Here is a 23427-nt window from a genome sequence, read left to right as displayed (position 1 = left end):
GTCCTCACGAAATATGCAGACAGCGAGGACTTTGTTGATGCACGGCACACACAACGCGCCATTGGCGGAACGGCCAAGCGAGGCCGTCAGCACCATCACCCGCTCGCAGACGCTGCTGTTCGCCGCTTCGGTCGGCATCATCGTCACCAATCTGTTCGCGCCGCAGACGCTGGTCGGGCTGATCGGGCCCTCGCTCGGCGCCGCGGCGTCGGAAAGCGGCCTGGTCTCGATGGCCACGCTGTTGGGTTACGCCGCCGGGCTGTTCTTCCTGGTGCCGTTGTCCGATCTCATCGAGAATCGCGTGCTGGTCCTGCGCATGCTGTGCGCGGCCGCGCTTTCGGCGGCGGTCGCTTCATTCGCGCCGTCGGCCGCCTCGCTGCTTGCCGTGCTGTTCGCGCTTGGCGCGGCCTGTTCCTGCATCCAGGTGCTGGTGCCGGTCGCGGCCTCGATGGCGCCTCCGGGTCAGGACGGGCGCGTCATCGGCGACGTGATGAGCGGGTTGATGATCGGCATCCTGTTGTCGCGCCCGATCGCCAGCCTGGTCGCCGACACCTTCGGCTGGCGCGCCTTCTACGGCATCAGCGCCGCGGCGCTGGCGCTGCTCGCCGTCCTGCTCGGCTTGACGCTGCCGAGGCGGAAGCCGCTGGCGCATGCGAGCTATGCGGGGCTCATCGCTTCGCTGATCGGACTTCTGGGAGAAGAACCAGTGCTGCGCCGCCGCGCCTTTACCGCCAGCCTGGTGATGGCGGCTTTCAGCGTGTTCTGGACGGCGGTGGCGCTTCGCCTCTCCGCTCCACCCTTCAATCTCGGCCAGAAGGGCATTGCCCTGTTCGCGCTGGTTGGCGCCGGGGGCGCCGCTGTGACGCCGATCTTCGGCCGCGCCGGCGACCGGGGCTTTACGCGCTCCGCCACGATTCTGTGCCATCTCGTGCTGATCGCGGCGCTCGGCCTCGCCGCGTGGGCCGGCGCTGGGGCCGGCGCGACCAAGGCCGGCGGCGCGTGGCTGCCGCTCATCCTCATCGGCGTCAGCGCCGTGCTGCTCGATATCGGCGTCACCGGCGACCAGACGCTGGGCCGCCGCGCGGTCAACCTCCTGCAGCCCAAGGCGCGGGGCCGCATCAACGGACTGTTCGTCGGCATTTTCTTCATCGGCGGCGCGATCGGCTCGCTGCTGGCCGGCCTCGCCTGGGCCTGGGGCGGCTGGAACGCGGTGTGCGCGGCGGGCGCTGTGTTCGGGGTGGCGGCGCTGATGGTGGATTGGGTGGAGTAGCGCCTCTCCTTCTCCCCTTGTGTGCTACCCGATTCCGCCCGTCACAACATAGGCTCCGCCGACTGTCCCGTCCGGCAACCTCACAACGGCCGTGACGATCGAGCCGTAGGATCCACGCCAGACGCTATGGAAGCCTTGATGGGTCGCGGCCTGCACCACGATCCGACCGGTGTAGCGTTTACCGCCGGCCTGCATGATCACCGGCTCGCCGTTGACGTGAATTTTCACGGCGTTCGGCTCCGCCCTGCCCGCCTCGATCTCCAGCGCGATCGTGATCTCGTCCATGTCACCGCCGTGGACCGTTTCGGCAGTCAGCTTCAGGGCGAGCGGCGCATCGCCGGCACCACTCCTCACACCGCTGTCCGCCGCAAACACATCGTCCGCCAGCGGCGGCGTGCGCGGCGGGGCGGTGCGGCGCTGGGTGGCGCGCTCATAGTCGCCGGCAAACCTCAGCAACGCTGTGTCGTCATATGCCTTGCCGGCGAAGGTGAGGCCAACCGGCATGCCGATATCGGCCATGATGCCCATCGGCACTGTCACGGTCGGGATGCCGAGATGGCGCCAGACGAGATTACCGTTGGCGACCCACGTCCCGTTACGCCAGGCAAGCCGGGCGGAAGCCTCGTTGACGTCGGCATCGGCCGGGCCGACATCGGCGACCGCCGGCAGCACCACGGCATCGAGCTTGTTGGCATCGAGCCAGTCCTCGAAGTCGGCACGGCGCGTTGCCTCCAGGCCCTTCAGGCCTTCCTCGATGGTTGGAATATCTTCCAATCGCGCCACACCCCGCTTCGCGCGCTCGACATAGTGCGCCAGATCGAAATCGGCTTCGCCGTAACGGTCGCGCAGCGCGCCCGGCGGCTGGGGGAAGATCTTTGCGCCATTGACCGAAGCAAGATCGAGGATGGCCGGATCGGCATTGGCGCGCAGGAAATCGTCCCACGACCAGACGGACAGATCCCAGATCTCGCGCTCGGCGAATTCCGGCGGCACGAGACCACGGTCGACCATTGAGCGCGCGCCCGGACGATCGCGCTCGTAATTGGAGACGACGGGGAAATCGACCTCGACCACTTCCGCGCCGAGCGCTTCCAGGTCGCCCGCCGCCTGCCGCCAGAGCTCCAGTACCGAAGCGCGCGTTTCGATCGGCCTGTCGGCGCCCTCATCCTTGCCGATATACATTCTGGGTACGCCGACCCGCTTGCCCTTGAGCGCGCCTTGCAGAGGAAGCGCGGTGTATCTCGCCGGCCTGAGCGCCGAGGCTTTCGGGATATCCACCCAGGGCTGCATGCGCCAGAAATCGCCGCGCGTCTCATTATCGTCGGCGACGATCACATCGAGCAGTTCCAGCATGTCGGGGACGCTTCGGGTATGCGGCACCACCACATCCATGGTCGGCACCAGGGGCCAGTTGCCGCGCACCGAAATGACGCCGCGCGAGGGCGTGTAGGCGACGAGCGCGTTGTTGGAGGCTGGCGCGCGCCCGGACGACCAGGTTTCCTCCCCGAGCCCGAAGGCGGCGAAGGATGCAGCGGTCGCGGTGCCCGAGCCATTGGACGAACCGGAAGCGAAGGCGGCGGTGAGGAAATCCTTGTTGTATGGGCTTTCGGCGCGGCCATAGACGCCGCGCTGCATGCCGCCATTGGCCATCGGCGGCATATTGGTGAGGCCGATCAGCACCGCGCCCGCGGCGCGCAGCCTGGCAATGGTGAAAGCATCCTCGTTTGCCGTGAGATGCTCGAAGGCCGGCGAGCCGGCGGCAACCGTCAGTCCCTTGGCCTTGTAGCTGTCCTTGGCGGTGTAGGGGATGCCGTCGAGCGGCCCGAGCGTCCTGCCCTCGCGGCGACGCTGATCGGACGCTTCCGCGTCCTCGAACATGTCCGGGTTGAGGATGGGGACTGCGTTGAGCGCGATGCCATGACGGTCGTAACGGGCGATGCGCCTGAGATAGGCGGCGACCAGCTCGACGCTGGTGACGGTGCCGTCCTCCAGCGCGCGGCGCAGGTCGGCGATCGAGGCTTCGACGATATCGAGGCTGGGCATGATGGCGGGCGAATTCCTTTGCGACGACTACGTTCCGTCACACCCATCTGCCTTGCCGGGCATCTCCCGCGCAAGGGGAGATCGGATGGCGCAGCCGCTTCGCCAATCGCCGCGCCCCTAAACTCCCAGCACGCCCTTCACCCTCTCCCGAGTATAAGGCAGATCGTAAATCCGCTTCCCCGTGGCGTTCCGGAACGCGTTGGCGATGGCGCCGGCGGTTGGGCCTTGGGCCGCTTCGGCGACGCCGAGATAGGGCGCGCCCGGATCGTCGATGACCTGCACCTCGACGCTGTCGGGCACCGCGCTGAAACGCAGAATCGGATAGGTCGACCAGTCCGGACTCAAGATGCGCGTCCGATCGAAATGCACGGCCTCGTAAAGCGTCCAGCTCAACGACTGCAATATGCCGCCTTCGGTCTGGTTGACGATCGAATCCGGGGCGACGGCCTCGCCGCAATCGACCGCCGCGACGACGCGCGACACCTTGATCGCGCCGCTGTCGCTGTCGACGTCGGCCTCCAGCGCGATGGCCAGATAAGCGGCGTGGTTCTTGTATTTGGCGAAGGCGAAGCCACTGCCCCGGCCCGCCGGCAAGGGATCCTTCGACCAGCCGAATTTTTGCGCCGCGACCTCGATCACCTTTCTGGCGCGCGGGTCTTTCAGGTGGCGCAGTCGGTATTCGACCGAATCGGCGTTCGCCGCCAGCGCCAGTTCGTCCATGAAGCTTTCGATGGAGAAGACGTTGCAATAGGCGCCGAGGCTACGAAGCGCGGAAACGCGCACCGGCATGTCGGCGACGAAATGCCAGTTCACGCGCTGGTTGGGCACGTCGTAAAGCGGGATAGCGTTTCGGTCGCCATTGCCAAGGGGAGTGATCTCCATCTTGGCGGGATCCGGCGCGAAATGCCGCGCCATCAGCCGGCCGGCTATCAGCGACCCGGCGGAGCCCGGCCGCGTACCGTGGCTGTTGCTCCACAGATCGTAGTGCCAGTTCACGATGTTGCCGTTCTGGTCGAGCGTCGCCTCCGCCCTGGTCAGCATGGCGGGTCCGTAGGGTTCCCACAGATGCTCCTGGTCGCGCATCCACTGCACGCGCACCGGCTTGCCCGGCACTTTCTGCGCGATCAGCGCAGCGTCGGCCGCCGCGTCGTCGGCGCCGTTATGGCCATAGCAGCCCGAGCCTTCCGTGTGGATGCAGCGCACCTTTTCTTCCGGCACGCCGAGCATCTGGGCGATCGCCTTGCGGTCGGGATAGACGCCTTGCGTGTGCGTCCACACCGTCGTCAGGCCATTGTCGAGCATGGCCACCGCGCTCGACGGGCCAATCGAGCCATGCATCTGGTAGGCGCGGGTGAATTGCGCGTTGAGCGTCCTGGCGCCCGGCGCGTCGTCGGCGCCGACCGAGGTCACCGTGCCGACCTCCGATACGGATTTTTCGAGAAAGGCCGGCAGGTCATGTTGGTCGGGAAGCGCCGGCTGCTCCTGCCATTTGGCGACGCTGGCCATGGCGCGCATGGCCTTCACCGCTTGGAATTCCTGCTCGGCGACCACGGCGAGGAAATCGCCGTCGCGCACCACCGCGATGACGCCAGGCATCGCCTTGACGGCTGCATCGGCGAAGTCGGTGAGCTTGGCGCCGTAGCTCGGCGGACGCACGACGCGGGCATGCACCATGCCCGGCGGCCGCATGTCCTGCACATAGGCATTGCCGCCGGTGACCTTGGCCGGGATGTCCACCCGCGCGAAAGGCTTGCCGATGGCGTGGTAGGCGGCGGGCGGCTTGAGCTTGGTGTCGGCCGCCGCGTCGATATGCAGGAAGTCGGCCGAGACCAGTTCGCCATAGCTGGCCTTGGCGCCGTTCGGGCCGACGATCGCGCCCGCCCGCGCCTTTAGCGCCTCGACCGGCGCACCGAGCTTTTCGCTGGCCTTGGCGATCAGGATCTGCCGCACCTGAGCCGAGGCATAGCGGATGGCGGTGCCTGAGTTCTGGATCGTCTGGCTCCCGGCGGTGTAGCCTTCATTCGGCGTCAGCGCGGTGTCGGCGGTGATCAGCCTGATCGCCGCAGGCTCGACCTCGAGCTCCTCGGCCGCGATCTGGCGCAGCGACGTCTTGGTGCCCTGCCCAAGCTCGGCTTTGCCGGTGAAGACGGTGATCGAACCGTCGGCGTCGATGCGTATCCAGGCGTCGAGCGAGGGCGTATCGGCCAGGCTGCCGGGCAGTTTCGGCTTCGCCGCCGGGGCGCCAGGCACGGTCGGTACCTCGCCCTCCTGCGCCTCGGCCGGGATGGCGAAGGACACGACCAGCGCGCCGGCTCCCGCCAGGAAGCCGCGGCGGGTGACGTCGGGAGGCAGGTTCTGTGCGTTCATCATCCCCTCCCTGTGGCGGCGGCCGGCGCCATGGCGTCGGCGGACTTGCCTTGCATCAGGTCGCGGGCGCGGGCCACGGCGCGCAGGATGCGCATATGCGTGCCGCAGCGGCAGAGATTGGGCTCCAGCGCCTGCCTGATGTCGGCGTCGGCGGCATCGGGTTTTGCCTCGAGCAGCGCCTGCGCCCGCATCATCATGCCGGCGATGCAATAGCCGCATTGCGCCGCCTGTTGTTCGACGAAAGCTTTCTGCATCGGTCCGGGGTCGTCGATGGTGCCAAGACCCTCGACCGTCTTGATCGCGCGTCCCTCGACCAACATGGCCGGCGTCAGGCAGGAAAAGACCGCCTTGCCATCGACCATCACCGTGCAGGCGCCGCACTGGCCGAGGCCGCAGCCGAACTTCGCGCCGTTGAGCTTCAGATCGTTGCGCAGCACATAGAGCAGCGGCGTCGCCGGATCGACATCGATGTCGTGCGAGGCGCCGTTGACGTTGAGTTTAACCATCAGTCGTTGGCTCCTACATTGTCCGGGCCGCGCTCGATGCCGTCCGAAGGCCGGACGCTGACCTGGTATTTGCCGCTCCTTGTGTCGGCGGTCTTCGCCTTCGCATCCGCCCATGCCGGTTTCCGGGCATAGGCCTCGCGCAGATAGCCGAGCAGATCCGCCACCTGATCGTCGGTCAGCGTCGCGGCGAAGCCGGGCATGATCGGGCTCTCCCGGCCGCTGGCCGCCGGCAGACCGAACAGCACGACGTTGATCGCGTTCTGCGGATCGGCCGCAGCAATCGTGCTGGAGAGATGGAAATCGATACCACCGAAAGGCTGCGGGCGGCTGCCGTCATGGCATGTGGCGCAGGCCGCCTGGTAGATCGCGCCGCCGCGGCTTGTCGGGCTGCCGGTGGTGGCGCTGGCCGGTATCGGCGTGCCGCCCTGGTCGAACGAAAGCTTCTTGCGGATGTCCTCGGCTGCCGCCGCACGCTCGGGCGTCGGCTCGCCCATCCGCGAACTCAGGTAAGTGGCGATGGCGCTGATGTCGGAATCGGGAAGCCGGCCGAGATTGCCGGTGACCTCCGCCATCGGCCCGTTGGCCACGCCGTGATCGACATGCCAGCCCTGGCGCAGATAGGCAAAGAGGCTGTCATGCGTCCACGGGATGGGCGCGGAGGACGATGCATCGAGCGCGAAGGCCTCCCAGCCCTCCGCTTCGCCGCCTGCCAGATGCGCGCCTTTCCGCTCGGCGCCGAGCGCGTTGCGCGGCGTGTGGCAGGCGCCGCAATGGCCAAGCCCTTCGACGAGATAGGCGCCGCGGTTCCATTCGGCGCTCTGCGCGGCATCCTCGCGATAGGCGCCCTTGTCGAAGAACAGCAGCTTCCAGCCCGCCAGCACGAAGCGCAGGTTGAGCGGGAACGGCAAGTCGTTGGCCGGTCGCCGGTTCTCAACCGGCCGGCGTGTCATCAGATAGGCGTAGAGTGCCTTGTTGTCCTCGTCAGACACCAGCGTGAAATGGTCGAACGGGAAGGCCGGATAAAGGTGATCGCCGTCGCGCTCGACGCCTTCCCGCATCGCCCGACTGAAGGCGGCTTCCGACCAGCGGCCGATGCCGGTCTTGGGGTCGGGCGTGATGTTGGTGGAATAGATGGTACCGAATGGCGTCGGCACCGCCAGCCCGCCTGCGAAGGACTTTCCGCCGGGCTTGGTATGGCAAGCCGTGCAGTTGCCGACCGAAGCGAGCACTGCCCCCTTCTCGATCAGCGCCTGGTCGAAGGAGGCGCGCTGCGGCGGTTCGATCGGGTCGATCGCCGGCTTCCAGGCATAGGCGGCAAAGCCCGCCAGGCAGACGACAATGAGGATGAGAACGCCGATCCAGAAGCGTTTCAAGGAAGGGCTCCTTGCGCAGGACACGGCAGCAGTCCGGGACATCCGGCCATGCCGTTATCGGCATGAACTAGGCTCGATGAGCGGTGCGTCAATGACAGCCGATGCCGCCCACAAAGGGGATCACGCGCTCAGCTGCCTCCACAAATCGCCTGCGCTATTCCGGCGCCCCGGCAAACAGCACCGTGCCGTCGCCTCCCGCCGCCGGCCAGTCTCGGATGGTGCGGTCGATGCCACCGGTCAACAGCGTGCCGTTGGCGGCAAACGCCACCGAATATATTGGCCCGGTGCCGGGGTCGAACTCGGCGATTTCGGCGCCGGTGTCCATGTTCCAGATCCGCGCCGTGCCGTCGAGCGATACCGAGCCCAGCCTCTTGCCGTCGGCCGACAAGGCCAGCGCATAGACGGTGCCGGAATGGCCGTCGAAGCGCCGGACCTCCTTGAAGGTGTCGAGGTCCCAGAGTTTTATCGTGTAGTCGCCGCTGCCGGTGACGGCGTGGTGGCCGTCGGCAAGAAAGACCGCGCCATAGGCGCCGCGGTCGTGGCCGTGCCAGCTGCGCAGCTGCTTGCCCGCAACGATATCCCAAAGCTTCAGCTCGCCGTCGATGCTGCCGGTGAGCGCCCTGGTGCCGTCGGGCGAGATGGCGACGGAGCTCACCGACCAGTCGTGGCCCGGCAGCACGTGCAGCACCTCGCCTTTCTCCAGGTCCCAGACGACGACGGAGCCGGTGTCGTGACCGCTGACGGCGCGCTTGCCGTCGGAGCTGATCTTCAGCTGCCTGACGCCGCCGTTCGCCCCGGACGAGAAGACGTGCAGCACCGTGCCGTCGGAGAGCTGGCGCAGCACGATCTCGCCGTCGTCGCCGGCGGTGAGCGCGGTCTTGCCGTCGGGCATGAAGAGCGCGCTGCGCGCCATGTCCTTCTGCCGGCCGAGATCGCGGATCAGGCGCTTGCCGTCGACGTCCCACAGCTTGATCATGCGGTCGGTGCTGGCGCTCATGATCTCGTGGCCGTCGGCCGACACCGCCAGCCAGACCACGGCGTCGCGGTGGCCTTCCAGCGCGGTCGGTTGGGCCGGAGGCGCCGGTGGGGGCGGTGCTACGGTTTCAGCCGGCGTGCCGGGCGCAAGTGCTGTCAGTTCGGTCGACTGTGCAGGTTGGACAGGCGGCGGCGTGGACGCGGCCGGCGGCATCGGCTGGGCGGGAGCCGTGGCCGGCTCGGGCAGCGCGGGCGTCGCAGCCTCTTCCTGTGCCGGGGCGGCCGTGGCTGGCTCGACACTCACTTCCGGCGTGATTGGTCTTGCACTCGTCTCCCGCTCGGGCTTCGACTCGGATGGCCGAGGCGCCGGCTGCGCCGGCGCGGTGACAGTTTCCTTCGCCGGCTCGCTGTTCGCCCTCGGCGCTCGCCATGGCCCGAACTGGTCGGCGACGATGACGATCAGGGCCAAAAGCGGCAAGGCAAATGCTGCGCGGCGCAGTCGCGGATGGCCCGCCGGCGCGATCTCGGCGTCGCGGCCAAACAACGGGGCGGCCGGATCGTGCTTGGCAGCGCCCGGCAGCAGGCCGGCGAGGAAAAGCAGCCCGGCAAGAACCGACAGCACGCCCGCCAACCCGAAGACCTCCAGGCGCGCCGGTGCCAGCGGTTTGCCGCCCAGCGCTGGATAGAGCTTGGCGAAACAGACGACGCCGACGACCAGCATCGCCAGCGCCAGCAACCTGTCGGTCGATCGCTTCATCGGTCTTCCCCGCCCTTTGCCGCCGCTGCCTCCGTAACAACGTGGAGGCGGCAAGCGGCCTGGGCATCATAGCCGAGCCTGCGGCCCAGGCTAAGCGGAAGACATCACATAGCTCCGCCGGTTATATTGGCAGCGGCTGGCCGATCTGTGAGCGGAAAGCCACACTCCCAAAGAATAGATCGGCCTGATAGCCGGCTTGATTGACAGGAAGGAACCTCATGCCATCATCCGAGCGGGATTTTCAGGAGCGCTTGGCATGAAGAAGACCTATGAGAAGCCTTCCCTGGTAAAAAGAGATCGGCTTTCGTCCGTTACTGCGCAGGTGGCGCCCTCCACGACTCCGCCACCCGTACCCTGACCGATTGTGGGCACCGGGACAGCTTTCGAGAGTCTCTAGCAGGCCAGCTAATGCGAACCGGCTGGGGTGAATGAGCAGCCCAACCTGAGATGTCGTTGCGGCGCGGCCGTTGCTGAGGAAGAGCTGGGCCGGGCCGTCCGCGTGACATCGCCCATTCACCTCCCCTTGCCGGAGAGGGTCAGGAGTTTATTTCCACCCAGACCGGCGCGTGATCGCTGGGGTTTTCCCCTCCCCGCACCTCGCGGTCGATGCCGGCCGCTTCCAGCTTTCGCGCGAGCTTCTTCGACAGCAATATGTGGTCGAGCCGCAACCCCGCATCGCGCGGCCAGCGGTTCCGGCGATAGTCCCAGAAAGTGTAGAGCCGCTCCTCCTTGGGAAAGACCTTGCGTAGTGCGTCCGTCCAGCCCTGGTCGATCAACGCCGCGAAGGCGGCGCGGCTTTCGGGCTGCACCAGCGCGTTGTCGTCATAGGAGCGCGTCTGGTAGATGTCGCGCGGCTCGGGCACGACGTTGAAATCGCCGGCGAGCACCACCGGCAGACCGGTGTCGAGGAGTTCGGCCGCATGTGCCGCGAAGCGCGCGTGCCAGGCGAGCTTGTAGTCGAACTTCGGCCCCGGTTGCGGGTTGCCGTTCGGCGCATAGAGGCAGCCGATGATGACGCCGTCGACCGCCGCCTCGATGTAGCGGGCCTGGCGGTCGGCGTCGTCACCGGGCAGCGCCTCGCGCGTCAGGACGGGTTCGGCGCCGCGCGCCAGGATCGCGACGCCGTTCCAGGTCGGCTCGCCCTTCCACACCGCGCCATAGCCGGCATTGGCGAGCTTCGTCAGCGGGAACTGGGTGTCGCGAGATTTCAGCTCCTGCAGGCAGACGACGTCCGGTTTTGCGCGCGCCAGCCAGGCGAGCAGGTTATCCAGCCGGCTATTGATGTTGTTGATGTTGAAGGTGGCGAGTTTCATTTGCGGATGCCGCCGCTTCGCGCTTCGTCATCCTCGGGCTTGACTCGAGGATCCATGCCGTGACCGTCGCCGCGGAACACGGCGGGGCAGAATTCTAAACCATTGCGACGCCTTAGCGTTACGGCAATCCTAGGGTCTGCGCGCGTCGCTTCGCTCCTTGCTCCGCCCTAGGATGACGACCGAGATGGACGTTCTATCCACGCCCTCACCGTCTCCGCCACGGTCTTCAGATGGTCGCCCGTCGAAAATCCCGAGATTGCCTTGCGCGGCTTCAAATCGTGGTCGCCGTCCTCCAGCCAGATCACCTCTATTGCCGAAGAAAGGCCGTAGGTCGCAACTTCTTCCTTGGTGCCGAACTCGTCGCGGGTGCCTTGAAAAATCAGCGTCGGCGCCTTCAGGTCAAGGAGATGCTTTGTCCGCAACTGCTCCGGCTTGCCCGGTGGATGGAACGGGTAGCCGAGGCAGACCAGCCCGGCGATCTCACCCTTGGCGAACATCTCGTCGGCGATCATCGAGGCGACGCGACCGCCCATCGACTTGCCGCCGATGATGAGCTTGCCGGTCACGCCCCTGGCGCGCAGATCGGCGATCGCCTTGACGTATTCCGGGTTGACCGTCTCGGCGCGCGGCGGCGGCTTGCGGTGGCCGTAGCGACGCGCGGCCATGTAGTGAAACTCGAAGCGCGCGACCTGGAAGCCGGCGGTGCTGAGCGCCTTGGCGGTGGCGGTCATCGAGGGCGAGTCCATCGACGCGCCGGCGCCGTGCGCGAGCAGGATGGTAACGGGGGCGGTGTCGAAGCCATCGAAGAGGAAGTGGGTCGTCATAGGACCGTTCTCGGCGCGGCGGCGAAACTGCTGATCTCCCCCCTTGTGGGGGAGATGGCCGGCAGGCCAGAGGGGGGCGCGAAGGAATGCCGACTTCTGCCTTTGTAAGATGACAATTCTAGAGGTCGTGGCAGCGAGCCGGTTAGAGGCCGGCGGGACAGCGCCCCCCTCTGTCCTGCCGGACATCTCCCCCACAAGGGGGGAGATTGGCTGTCGCGAAGGCCTTCGCCAACCATCTTCACCCCGCCGTGCGCGCCATATGCAAATCCACGAACTGGATGCCCTTCTGCGCCAGCCTTGCCCATTCGGACTCCGCGTCCAACTCCAGATAGCGCACCCACAGCCGGCGGGCTTCCATCAGATCGCCCGCATCGAATTCCAGCCGAGCCAGATTGAACACCGGGTCGGCATAGGCCTTGTCGAGCGCGATCGCCTTCTGCAGATGGCGCCTTGCAGACGCCACCTTGCCCTCGTCGCTCATCAGTCCGGCGAGGTTGAACCAGGCTTCGACGAAGCCAGGATCGAGCTTTATCGCGCGGGCATAGTCATGCGCGGCTTCGGCAATCCGGCCGGCGCTGCGCAGGCAATTGGCGCGGTTGAAGGCGGCAATCGCATCCTTGGGATCGATCGCCAGGCAGCGCTGGTAGCGCGCCGCCGCATCGTCGTGACGCCCCTCCTCTTCCGCGATCTCCGCTTCGGCGAAGAGCTCCTCCAGCGTGTCGTCTTCCGGCGAGCCGAGATCGAACAGCAATTGGCCATCGAGCTCGCTCGTACCATCGTCGAGATAGATCGCGTCCGGGCGGCCATGCTGCGAGCCGAGATTGAGCGATTTTGCCGTGAGCGAGGCGACCGGGCCGGAGCGATGCACCGAGCGCGCGATCGCGCCCCAGCTGGCACCGCTGGCGATCAGCCCGGCATATTTGCGGGCCAGGATCAGGTCTCGGAAGGAGTAAGGTTCGCCGTCATGCTCGAAGGCGTCGAACAGCGACAGCAGGTCGAGATCGTCGCCGGCAAGCCGCGACTGATCGACGAGCGATTGCCTGGAGAGCGACGAGGCATCGGGCGCCTTCATCAGTCCAAGCAGGCGCAGGAAGCCGTTCTCGCTGATGAGTTGGCGGCCTGCTTCGCGCTCCGCCTTCACACGGCGCTCGATCTCGGCATCGCCGGATTTCGCCGCCTTGGCGAGAAGCGCGCGGCCGAACACGATGTGTGTGGTGCGGCGCGTGACGCCGCGCCTCAGCTCCGCATGGCGGCGCCCAACCTCGCGCGCGGCGAGCCGCAATGGAAAGGCGGCCAGCGCGCCGACGACGCCGAAGACGGCGCCGGGAACGATCACTGGCCCAGCATTTCCCGTCACTTCTTGCTCTTGCCGACGGCCTTCAACAGGTTCGCCTTCAGCGGGTTCTCAGGCGCGCCGCCCGCGGCCGCCTTCTTGGACGGCTTCGCCGGCGCTTCCTCGGCCTTGCTCTTCGACTTGGCCGGGGGTTTCGCCTGCTGCGACAGGCTCGCCTTCAGCGCATCCATAAGGTTGATGACGTTGCCGCGCTCGGGCGCGGCCGCGATGATCGGCTTGTGGCCCTTCAGCTTCTCGCGGATCATCGCCATCAGCGCCACCTCATAGCGATCCTCATAGTTCTTCGGATCGAAGTGGGTTTCCTTCTGCTTTATCAACGCCTGGGCCAGCTCGAGCATTTCCGGATCCGGCTTGCCGGCCGGAATGTTGCCGAAATATTCAGCCGTGCCGCGCACTTCATTGGGGTTTCTCAAGGTGCAGACGAACATGCCGTTCTCGCGCGGGCCGATCGTCACCACGCGCTCGCGGCTGGAGAGCACCAGGCGGGCGATCGCCAGCTTGCCGGACTTGCGCATCGCCTCGCGCAGCACGACGAAGGTCTCCTCCGCCATGGCGCCGTCGGGCGCCAGATAATAGGGCGCGTCCTGGTAGATGACGTCGACCTCGGCCTCGTCGACGAAGGCCTCGATGTTCATCGTGTGGTTGGATTCGATCCTGACCGCGTCAAGGTCGGCATCATCGATGATGATGTACTGCTTGTCCTCGTACTCGTAACCGCGCACGAGGTCCGAACGCTCGACAAGCCCAAGCTCGGGATCGACCGGTTTCATGTTGATGCGGTTGTGCGTCTTCTTGTGCAGCTGATTGAACGAAATGCGCTCGCTCGCGCTGGTGGCCGGGTAAAGCCGGACCGGACAGCTGACGAGGCTGAGCTTGAGGTAACCTTTCCAACTTGCCCTGGGCGCCATGATGAACTCCTACGCGGCCATGCACTGACACTATGTTGGAGCATGGTCTTCCATGCCCTTCGCAGCGCTTCGTCCGGAGGACGATCGAGGCTGCGGAAATCCTACACCGACCCCTAATGGTACAACCGAATTCCTGACGAAGTGTTTTTCAGGCGGGGGTTTGCGCGGAGGATAATTCAAATTGTAGGCAGCGTCGATGGAGATAGCGCGGCCCTTTCGTCGCCCCGCGAAAGCGGGGGCGAGGAACTAGCGCTCGAACACTGGCAGATCCCTAGCCGCCTCGTCGATCTCCGCCCAGGGATCGCCCGACGTTTCCAGCAATCCCGGCAGCGAGGCGTAGTTCAGGTCCTGCGGGGCGTCGATCGTCTCCAGATCCGCCCAACTCACCGGGGTCGAAGCCGGCAGATTGGTGCGGGCGCGAAGCGAATAGGGGGCGGCGGAGGTGTGGCCGCGCGCGTTGCGGTGGAAGTCGATGAAGATGCGCTTCTTGCGGTTCTCCTTACCCATCGTGGTGGTGAAGGTGTCCGGCGCGCTTGCCGCCAGCAAAGTGGAAATCGCGCTCGAAGCCTGGTGCAGTTTCTTCCAGTTCTGCTTGCGCGTCACCGGCACGGTGATGTGGATGCCCTTGCCGCCCGAGGTCTTGGCGAACGGCACCAGTCCGAGACTCTCCAGCCCGCCTTTGATGTGGACGGCGGCCTCCACCACCTCGCGCCAGGAAATTCCCTCGCCCGGGTCGAGGTCGAAGACGATCTGGTCCGGCTTGTCGAGTTTTGTCCGGTGCGTGCCCCAGGTGTGGAATTCGACGACCCCGAATTGCGCCAGCGCCAGATAGCCCTTGGCGTCCTCGACCGAGAGATAGGTTTTTGTCTCGCCCTCCGAATTGGTGCTTTCGAACACCGCCACCGAAGGCGGCATGCCGGTGAAGGCGTGGCGCTGGAAGAAGCAGTCCTGCGGCTTGCCGGTCGGGCAGCGCACCAGCGACACCGGGCGACCGATGATGTGCGGCAGCATGAAATCGCCGACCAGCGCGTAGTAGACCGCGATGTCGAGCTTGGTCGGCCCGGTCTTGCCGAACAGCCGGCGCTCCGGATTGGTCACCCAAATGGTGGCGAGATCGGATTCGGCGATCAGCCGCTTGCGCTTGACCGCCACCGGCGTGGTCAACCCGCCGACGTCACGCAACCCGCGAAAGACGCCGTGGCGAATCGCGTTGTCGCCGGTGCGGTTCGAATAGCGGACGCGGGCCGACAGCAGCGGCTTCACCCAATGCATCTCGCGCATGATCTCGCGCGGCACGCCTTCGGGCGGGCTGGCGCCGGCGGTCAGCCGCTCCAGCCGGGCGAGCAGATCTCGCGCCATCTCGCTGTCGAAGCCGGTGCCGACCTTGCCGCGATAGTGCAGCTCGCCATTTTCGAACTCAGCCATGCCGAGGGCGGCAAGCCCCTCGGCCCGGTCGGACACGGTGTAGCCGGCGATGACGAAATCATCCGTCTTTTGCGCCTTCGTCTTGGTCCAGCTCTTGGTGCGGCCGCTCTGGTAGATGGCGTCGGCGCGCTTGGAGACGACGCCTTCCAGCCCAAGGTCCGACGCCTGATCGTAAAGACCCTGCCCGTCACCCTCGACATGGTCGCTGTACTGGATGGCGGAATTGGCGGGCTGGCCGGCTAGCAACTCGGCAAGCAGAGCCTTGCGCTTCTTGAGCGGCGCTTTGCGCAGGTCCCACCCGTCGAGATGGAGCAGGTCGAAGGCGTAGAAATGCAGCTTCGAGCCGGCGCCTTCGGCCAGCGCGTCCTGCAGCAGCGCGAAACGCGAGATGCCCTTGTCGTCGAGAACCATGATCTCGCCGTCGATGATCGCCTGACCGACCGGCAGCCGCGAAAAGGCCTGCGGGAGATCGCCATAGCGTTTCGTCCAGTCGATGCCGCCACGGGTGATCAGCCGCACCTCGCCGTCCACCACATGCGCCATGGTGCGGTAGCCATCGAACTTTATCTCGTGCAGCCAGAGCTCCGGCGTTTTCCGCGAGGGGTGTTCGCCGCCCGGCGGCTCCGTCACCTGGGTGGCCAGTTGCGGCTCGATGCGTGCAGGCGGATCGCCTTTTACCGCGCCGGGGAGCGCGCCGGGCTTCAGCGAACCACGCTTTGGCGGCAGGCGTTCCGTCCTCTTCGGCAGCGCCACCAATTCCTCGATGCGGCGACCGGACTTCACGCTCTCCGGCCGTGCCTCGAGGATGTCGAGCTTGGTGTCGGAAGCGAGATCGCGCTCCTTGAACAAGAGCCAGTTCTTCTTGTGCTCGTCCTCGCCGGGCTTGGGCTTCAGCCGGGTCAGCATCCAGCCGCCATTGAGCTTTTGCCCGGCCAGCCGGAACTTGAAGGCGCCGGTTCTGAGGCTTTTCTCGACGTCCTCCATCGGCGCCCAGGTGCCGGTGTCCCAGACGATCATCGGCCCGCCGCCATATTCGCCTTCGGGGATGACGCCCTCGAAGTCGATGTATTCGATCGGATGGTCCTCGGTCTCGACCGCAAGCCGCTTGTCGGCCGGGTTGAGCGACGGCCCACGCGGCACGGCCCAGCTCTTCAGCACGCCGCCGATTTCGAGGCGGAGATCATAGTGGTCGGCGGTGGCGTGGTGCTTGTGCACGACGAAGCGGTTGGAGGCGTCGGCGGCGGTGCCCCCTGCAGGCTCGGGGGTGCGGGAGAATTCGCGCTTGGCGCGGTAGGGTTTGAGGCTGGCGGGCGGCATCGGTTAGGTGCCAACGCGCAGACAGGGCAATGGCAAACGCCTTGCTCCTTCGCGCCCCCCTCTGTCCTGCCGGACAGTCCGGCAGGACAGAGGGGGGCGCTGTCCCGCCAGCCTTGCCGTTGTCATGCTTAGTCGCTCAATCGTCAATCGCCGGCGTCAATTCCAGCTCGGCGGGCGTCAGCCCCTGCTTGAGCTGGCTCAGCCGAAACTCGTCGACCCAGTAGGCTTCGCCGTCGACCAGCACGCGGGCGCTGTAGGAGCCGCCGGAAAAGCGCTGCGCGGTGACATAGACCTTATGGCGGTCGAGAGCGGATTTCACCGCGGCACGGCGGGACTTTTCTCTGGCGACGGGACTGGCCATGGCTTCACTCGAACACGATGCCGCAGAAGATGCGGCTGCCCGTAAGCATGGCGGAGAGCGGAATGTGAGTCAATTTATCGACCAAAGCCGCTCAGCCACCCGAGCGCAGCCGCCGCCAGCGCTGCATGATTTCCTGCGCGAGTTTGAACAGGCGCGGGTTGTCACGCACGAGGGCGACGCCCCGGCCACGGTATTTGATGGCCTCGCTCGCCGCCATGCCCTTCAGCGTGATGCCGTAGCAAAGCTCGGACAGAACCGACTTCACCGCGCCCATATGTTCCTTGTAGCTCTGGTTGCCGACCGACAGGTCGAAATAGTCGAAGCCGGCGCCTCGCCCCCATCTGATCAGTTCGCCCATGATGCAAAGCCCGGGCGAAACATTGGGAACCGCGGCCTGGTCGATCGCGATCAGCAGCGCGTGCAAGGTGCCGAGATGGACCGCCAGATACTGGACCGCGACCATCACGTCGCCGGCGCGCAGGCCGAAGATCCGCACGGAGCCGTCCGTCAGGCCGCGTTGCGCAGCCTTGCGATAGAAATCGACGACCGGTGGCTGCGCCATCAGATCGAACCGGCCGAGCTCGCGAAACCGGCGGAGCCGCATGTCGACCAGCTTGCCGAAGATGGAGTCGACAAGGGCCGGCGTGTCAGCTTCCACCAACGCCAAGCCGCCATTGCGATCGAGCCGGCGCAGGTCCTTGTTGAGCGCCTTGACGAAGGACGGGCGGCAAATGCGCTTGACGACGGTTTCGGCGTCGCCGTCCATGGCGATGCCGTAATGCGAGTGGATGGAGTCGCGCGCGGGCGACAGCAGCGCCAGCGGATTGGCGACGCCGCCGACCTCTTTCGGGATGCCGGCGATGTGGATGCGGTCGGCCGGCGGCAGCACGGACAGCACCGCCGCCCACGCCGCCTCGGCGGATTGCCTGGTCCAGGGTGTCGCGTCGACGAGCAAGGGCGCAGCATAGTCGCACACGCCGCAGCTCAGCCATTCGATCACCCAATGGTGGAAGGCGCGGCGCCGCATCAGCGGCACGAGCATCCTCGGCTCGCCCGTGCCCGCATCCCTTACCTCGACGATCGCAAGGTCGGCTTTTTGCGGCAGCAGCCCTTCGACGATCCCCTCGGCCCAGGCGAAATGCTGGTGGCCGGTGCACACGCCCGTCGCCTCGAGACGCAGCCAGAGCGGCTTGACCGTTTCGAGGCTGGTGTGCAGCTCGGCCGCGTAAGCGGTGGCGGCGCCGGCGGCAGGCGGCGCGGCCTCGCCGTCGACCAAGCCCGTCGTCATCGCGGCCATCGGCATTGCCTGGCTTGCCACGTCATTCTCCTATCGTCTCTGCACGGCGAGCGTCGCCGCGCGGCGCCAGGCGCCGACCATCGTGGGGCGCTGCTCGCTCGGGTGCTTGAGGTTCCATATGCGATTGGCCGCGAAATACCATGAGGCCACGAGCACGAAGATCTCGGACACCGCGGCGCCTGCCAGCGACCATGTCGACGGCGCGATGGCCAACAGGAGCCCGATCGTCGCGAGCCCGACGATCGCGCCGGCCATGGTGATGAAGGCGACGATGCGGAAATCGCCGACGATCTCGAGAACCACGCGCGGCATCACATAGGCCATGATCGGCACGAAGTTGGCGATGGCGAAAATTCCGATCAGTCCGACCGAGGCATGCTGCAGCGTCTGGGATTTGATCATCGGCAAGACGACCAGGACGCCGCAGCCATAGGCCAGGCTGCCAACACCCATGACGAGCGCCCAGATCTTGGCCTGCGTCCATACGCGGTCGAACTCCTTATTGCGCACCAGCTTTGCAAGTTCCGGCTGTGTCATGTTCGAGAAGGCAAGGCTGGAAATGCGCAGCGGCGCAAACAGCACCAGCACCGCCGCAAGCGGCGCGTAAGCGGCAGGCCCGGCGATGCCTGCGACCAGAAGCGCCAGGGATTGCCCCTGGATGTTGGTGGTGGTGGCGCTGAACCCCGACCAGCAGAGCTGCGGCCAGAGCTTTGCATAGCGCCGCCAGGTCGGCGCACGGAAGGAGATGCGCAGCCTGCGGCGCGCCAGTCTCACCAGCACGGCGATGCCGACGATATTGGCCGCGGCAAGCGCATAAAAAGTGGCCTGGAGCGTATCCGTGAAGAACCAGATCGCCGCCCCTGCGAGGGCGATGCCGGCAATCGTGAACACGGCGTCGCTGATGGAGACGACGAGCTGCATGCGACGCGCGAAGAATGCCGTGCGCATATGGCTGCGTAGCGACCAGGCGCAGACGAAGCAGGCGGCGCCGATGCCGCTCGGCTCGCCGAGGAGGCGCATCAGCAATCCCGTGCCCAGCCCCATCAGCAGCGCAACCACCAGCGCCGCCGATCCGAAGGTCACGTCATGGGCGTCGACGCCGGCTCTGTTGGTGCTCTTGCTCATCCATATGGTGGCCGGAACGGCTGTGAGCGAGCGGATGTAGGACAGGCCGACGCCGCCCATCACCATGGCGAGGGCGAAGAGGCCGTAGCCTTGGGCCGACAGAAGATGCAGCAGCGCGATGTTGAGAGCGAAATGGAAGCCGCTCTGCATCGCCTCGCCGCCGATCATCAGCATGAGGCGCCGCACCAGATGGGCCGGGAAGGTGAACTTCACGGGCTCGTCTCCGCCTCGCGGGCAATGTGCGCCCGCCCCTGCCGCGGCGTTGCCGCCTTCAGCTTGTCGGCCACGATCGCCACGATCGCGGCGGCGGCGATATGTTCGCTGAACACCGCCTCGTAACGCGCCCGGCCGGCGGCGGCGTAGCCGCGCCAGAGCTCCGGCCGTTGGATGATCTCGCTGAGCTTGCTGGAAAGCGCCTTGGCGTCGCCGGGCGGCACATGCCAGCCGGTCTCGCCGTCTGCCACCACCTCAACCAGCCCGCCGGTCGCCGACACCAGCGGCGGCCGGCCCCAGCCCATCGCCTCGATGGCGACGCGACCAAGCGACTCCGGGCGGCGCGACGGCACCGCCACGATATCCGCCCAGCGGTAGTGGTCGGCCGGGTCGGAGACGAAAGGCAGCACCTCGACATGCCCGGTCAGGCCCATGCGCCCGACCAGTTCCGCCAATGCCTGCTCGCGCTCAGCGCTTTCGAAGGCGCCGCCCACCAGGCGGACCTCGACACGGTCGCGCAATTCCGCCGGGAGCGAGGCAACCGCTTCGAGCAGCACTTCCTGCCCCTTGATGCGGTTGACGCGGCCAAGCAGCAGGACTTTGAGCGGCCGGTTGCCGTCATAGGTCATCGGCAGGGCGGCGGCCGGCCCGGCGACGCCGTTGTAGACGACATGCGTGCGCCGTCCCTTGGCATCGACGGCCGGCGGGTCCCCGAAGGTGGCGCGCGTGGCCCGCGAGTTGAAGATGAGGTCGGCCTTGCTCCAGCGCATCAAGGCGACGAGCACCTTGCGCAGGATGCCCTCGGGAATCTCGTGGATGTGCAGCAGCGCCTTGCGCGGCAAGAGACGCGCGGCCAGCGCATAGTCGGCGATGATCGACGTATTGATATAGGTCAGGTCGCTCCCGCGCATGCGCCGCCAGGCGCGCCAGAGCGCCGCCGGCAACCGCGCCATTTCGACGGTGGCGAGCCTGAGCATCGCCTGGCGCCTGAGCACCCATAGCGGCTCGAACACGATGCGGCTGGCATGCGGCCTGAGGATATCGACGATCGGCCCCTCACGCGGCAGCACGACCTCGATATCGGCGGCCGGAAACGCCGCGCGCAACGCGGCCACGCTCTCCGCGAAGCTGCGATCCGAACCATAGAGCTCATAGCCCTGATGAACGCAGGCAATGCGCATCACTCTCTTTCCACCTTGCACCCCGAGCCCGCTCAGCACCGGACCCTTCAAGCGCGGAAGAACTTCATGCCAAATCCGCACGCCGCTCTACCCAGCGGTGGCCACTGCAAGCCCTGGAGCAAGGATCATGCCGGGTTCCTGAACGCCCTGCTGCGACCTCGGAACCCGGCCGTGCCCCGTATCGGTACAGATACGTCGCGAAAGTTGACCGATAATGAAGCAAGCCATGCCGTCTGAAGAGAAATTTTACACCTTCATGCGAGTATTCACCCTGGGGGTACCCCTGGCACGGAAGTTGCTGGGCGGTCATTGACATAACGCAACCATGACCGGATCCCGGGGAATCCTTTATTTTGAAACCGGAACGACCTTCCAACCCGATCGAAAAGCCTTCGATCCTGATCCTGGGGACACGTGGCATTCCGGCTTCTCACGGCGGCTTCGAGACCTTCGCCGAGCGCCTGGCGCTCTTCCTGGCCGGGCGCGGCTGGAAGGTCGGCGTCTACTGCCAGAAGGAGGTCGAGCGCGTCGGCCAAAGGGTGACGAGCGATACCTGGCGCGGCATCGAACTCATCACCATCGAGGTCGCCTCCAAGGGTCCGCGCGCGACGCTGGAATTCGACTGGCAATGCGTGCTCGACTGCGCCCGTCGGCCGGGCGTCTGCCTGGTGCTCGGCTATAACGGCGCGATCTTCCTGACCTGGCTCAGGCTCATGCGGCGCAAGATCATCACCAACATGGACGGCATCGAGTGGCGGCGGCCGAAATGGGGTCCCGCGGCACGCAGCTGGTTCTGGCTCAACGAATGGATCGGCGCCTGGCTCTCGCACCGGCTTGTCGCCGATCACCCGGCGATCGCCGATCACCTGGCGACAAGGCGGCCGCGCAGCGCCATTGCGACGATCGCCTATGGCGCGGATCCGGTGACCTCGGCGCCGGAGGAACCCATTCGCGCGCTCGGGCTCGAGCCCGGCAAATATCTGGTCTCGATCGCGCGGATCGAACCCGACAACAACATCCTGCCGATCATCGAAGCTTTCCGCCGCCGCGATCGCGGCGACATGAAGCTGGTGGTGCTCGGCACGCTCAACGACGAGATCCCCTATCACCGAGCGGTGCGCGAAGCGGCAGGCTCGGTGGTGATGATGCCGGGCGCGATCTATGACCAGGCGGTGGTGAAGGCGTTGCGCTACCATGCGCGCGCCTATATGCACGGCCACACTGTGGGCGGCACCAATCCCTCGCTGGTCGAGGCGCTGGCCGCCGGCAACATGGTGATCGCGCATGACAACCGCTACAACCGCTGGGTCGCCGGCGAGGCGGCGATCTATTTCAGCGACACCGAGAGCCTGAGTGAAAGGATCGACGAAGCGCTGGCCGACGATACGCTGGTGGCGCGCTGCAGCAAGGCGGCGCGGACCCGCGCCCGCGAAGCTTTCCGCTGGGAAGACGTTCTCAGCGCCTATGAGAAGGAAGCGCTGCGGCAGCTCGGCGTTGCCACCCCCGCGCCGGCGAAAGCCGACCGCGCCAAACACGCATGACCGGCTGGTCGCGGCGCCGCATCCTCGGGGCGGCGCTGGCCGCGGCGACGACGCCGCTGGCGACGGCGATTCCGCCGCTTGGATCCCCGGCGCAAGCCGCAGCCGGCGAGTGGCGTTTCAGGCGGGGCGTCAACACCTGGCCGTGGTTCGCGCTGACGCGCGAATATCCAGCACCACGCACCGACTATGATTGGCCGCCCTTCCAGTCTCAGCGGCCGGTGCCGACGCCGGCCGACCTCGCCCGGCTGCGCGCCAGCGGGCTCGATTTCATTCGCCTGCCTGTCGACCCGGGTCCGTTCCTCGCCGCCGATGCGGGCCAGCGCGCCGAGCTGATGGACATGCTCGACGCCGCGGTCGATGCGGCCCTTGGCGCCGACCTCGGCGTCATCGTCAACGTGCAGGCCAATGGCGCCACGCATTACTGGAATCCCGAGCGCATGTATTCCAGCACTGCGGCGCCGGAATTCGAATCCTATCGGACGCTGGTCAGCGAAATCGCCGAGAGCCTGCAGAGCAAGACGTCCGGCATGGTGGCGCTGGAGCCTGTCAACGAGCCGCCGCAGGACTGTTCCTCCGGGGCATGGCCGGCCGTGCAAGCCTCGTTGCTGACGGACGCCAGGGTTTTGGGGCCGAGCGTGCCGCTTGTCGTCACCGGCGGCTGCGGCTCGATGGTGCGCGGCTTGACAGCGCTCGATCCTGCGCCGCTGGCGGATTTCGAGCCGATCCTGTTCACCTTCCACTTCTATGAGCCCTATCTTTTCAGCCATCAGGGTGCGCCATGGATGCGCGAGCCGGTCTACCGGGCACTGAACAACGTGCCGTGGCCGGCCTCGGCCGGCTCGCTGAAGCAGACTCTAGCCTCGGTCAGGGCAAGGATGGCCGAGGACACAGAGAGGTCCGAGGAGGCCAAACGCGCAGCCTATGAAGAGACCGAGCGCGTGCTGAAAGTCTATTTCGACGCACAGCCCGACCGCCGCTTCATCGACGGCTATCTCAAGCAGGTGAGCGACTGGGCGGACACCCATGGCATCGCGCACGAGCGCATCATCATGGGCGAATTCGGCGCGCTGCGCACCGATTCCCGCTACACCGCCGCGCCCAATCCCGACCGCGCCCGCTACATCGCCGATGTCCGCCAAGGCGCCGAGGCAGCCGGCTTTCCCTGGGCGTTCTGGGACCTGTTCGACGGCATGGGCATGATGGACGACACAACCCGCGCGCTCGACCCGGCCATGATCGAGGCGCTCGGGCTGAGGATGCCGCCAACTTGATTTGTT

The 23427-nt window shown here is 66.4% G+C and carries 17 protein-coding genes; 3 read left to right on the top strand and 14 right to left on the bottom strand.

The features are described 5' to 3' along the window. Positions 1–37: 37 nt before the first annotated feature. Positions 38–1270: an MFS transporter gene (locus MJ8_RS13220; protein ID WP_201414777.1), complete on the top strand. Its 1233-nt coding sequence runs from the start codon at positions 38–40 to the stop codon at positions 1268–1270. Between the two features lie 24 nt (positions 1271–1294). On the opposite strand, the gene MJ8_RS13215 is transcribed toward MJ8_RS13220, so the two are convergent. The 14 genes from MJ8_RS13215 to MJ8_RS13150 form a co-directional block, all read right to left on the bottom strand. Next, positions 1295–3313, bottom strand: coding sequence for an amidase (locus tag MJ8_RS13215; RefSeq protein WP_201414776.1), 2019 nt, complete (start codon positions 3311–3313; stop codon positions 1295–1297). Between the two features lie 117 nt (positions 3314–3430). Beyond that, entirely contained in the window at positions 3431–5680 is a 2250-nt protein-coding gene (locus MJ8_RS13210) for a xanthine dehydrogenase family protein molybdopterin-binding subunit (RefSeq protein ID WP_201414775.1), read from the bottom strand. After that, positions 5680–6186, bottom strand: coding sequence for a (2Fe-2S)-binding protein (locus MJ8_RS13205; protein ID WP_201414774.1), 507 nt, complete (start codon positions 6184–6186; stop codon positions 5680–5682). The genes MJ8_RS13210 and MJ8_RS13205 overlap by 1 nt, the downstream gene beginning before the upstream one ends. Beyond that, positions 6186–7559 carry a c-type cytochrome gene (locus MJ8_RS13200; protein WP_225248244.1) on the bottom strand — a complete coding sequence of 458 codons (1374 nt, stop codon included), beginning with the start codon at positions 7557–7559 and terminating at the stop codon, positions 6186–6188. Before MJ8_RS13200 ends, MJ8_RS13205 begins: the two co-directional genes overlap by 1 nt. Positions 7560–7713: 154 nt before the next feature. After that, the gene (locus MJ8_RS13195; protein WP_201414772.1) at positions 7714–9291 is read right to left on the bottom strand and encodes a WD40 repeat domain-containing protein; all 1578 of its coding nucleotides are present in this window, start codon (positions 9289–9291) and stop codon (positions 7714–7716) included. A gap of 536 nt (positions 9292–9827) precedes the next feature. Continuing rightward, on the bottom strand, positions 9828–10604 hold the full coding sequence (xth, locus tag MJ8_RS13190; protein WP_201414771.1) for an exodeoxyribonuclease III: 777 nt from the start codon (positions 10602–10604) through the stop codon (positions 9828–9830). A gap of 167 nt (positions 10605–10771) precedes the next feature. Then, entirely contained in the window at positions 10772–11428 is a 657-nt protein-coding gene (locus tag MJ8_RS13185) for an alpha/beta fold hydrolase (RefSeq protein ID WP_201414770.1), read from the bottom strand. A gap of 238 nt (positions 11429–11666) precedes the next feature. Next, positions 11667–12764 carry a tetratricopeptide repeat protein gene (locus MJ8_RS13180; protein WP_412177116.1) on the bottom strand — a complete coding sequence of 366 codons (1098 nt, stop codon included), beginning with the start codon at positions 12762–12764 and terminating at the stop codon, positions 11667–11669. A 17-nt stretch (positions 12765–12781) separates the two neighbouring features. Further along, positions 12782–13690, bottom strand: coding sequence for a Ku protein (locus MJ8_RS13175; RefSeq protein ID WP_201414768.1), 909 nt, complete (start codon positions 13688–13690; stop codon positions 12782–12784). 246 nt (positions 13691–13936) lie between these two features. Then, on the bottom strand, positions 13937–16432 hold the full coding sequence (ligD, locus tag MJ8_RS13170; protein ID WP_201414767.1) for a DNA ligase D: 2496 nt from the start codon (positions 16430–16432) through the stop codon (positions 13937–13939). A 136-nt stretch (positions 16433–16568) separates the two neighbouring features. Next, entirely contained in the window at positions 16569–16793 is a 225-nt protein-coding gene (locus MJ8_RS13165) for a hypothetical protein (protein WP_201414766.1), read from the bottom strand. A 91-nt stretch (positions 16794–16884) separates the two neighbouring features. Beyond that, on the bottom strand, positions 16885–18111 hold the full coding sequence (locus MJ8_RS13160; RefSeq protein WP_225248243.1) for a GNAT family N-acetyltransferase: 1227 nt from the start codon (positions 18109–18111) through the stop codon (positions 16885–16887). A gap of 9 nt (positions 18112–18120) precedes the next feature. Continuing rightward, a complete protein-coding gene (locus MJ8_RS13155; RefSeq protein WP_225248242.1) occupies positions 18121–19428 on the bottom strand; it encodes a hypothetical protein in 1308 nt (435 codons plus the stop codon). Then, positions 19425–20609, bottom strand: a complete 1185-nt coding sequence (locus tag MJ8_RS13150; protein WP_201414765.1) for a glycosyltransferase family 4 protein — start codon at positions 20607–20609, stop codon at positions 19425–19427. The genes MJ8_RS13155 and MJ8_RS13150 overlap by 4 nt, the downstream gene beginning before the upstream one ends. A gap of 353 nt (positions 20610–20962) precedes the next feature. On the opposite strand from MJ8_RS13150, the gene MJ8_RS13145 reads away from it, so the two are divergent. Continuing rightward, positions 20963–22150, top strand: coding sequence for a DUF1972 domain-containing protein (locus MJ8_RS13145; RefSeq protein WP_225248241.1), 1188 nt, complete (start codon positions 20963–20965; stop codon positions 22148–22150). Continuing rightward, positions 22147–23421 (top strand): glycoside hydrolase family 5 protein, encoded by a 1275-nt coding sequence (locus MJ8_RS13140; protein WP_201414764.1) that lies wholly within the window; start codon positions 22147–22149, stop codon positions 23419–23421. Before MJ8_RS13145 ends, MJ8_RS13140 begins: the two co-directional genes overlap by 4 nt. Positions 23422–23427: the final 6 nt, after the last annotated feature.

It is taken from the genome of Mesorhizobium sp. J8, assembly GCF_016591715.1.
Lineage (GTDB): Bacteria > Pseudomonadota > Alphaproteobacteria > Rhizobiales > Rhizobiaceae > Mesorhizobium.
The sequence above is the reverse complement of the archived record's forward strand: the minus strand, read 5'-3'. Positions and strand labels throughout refer to the sequence as shown.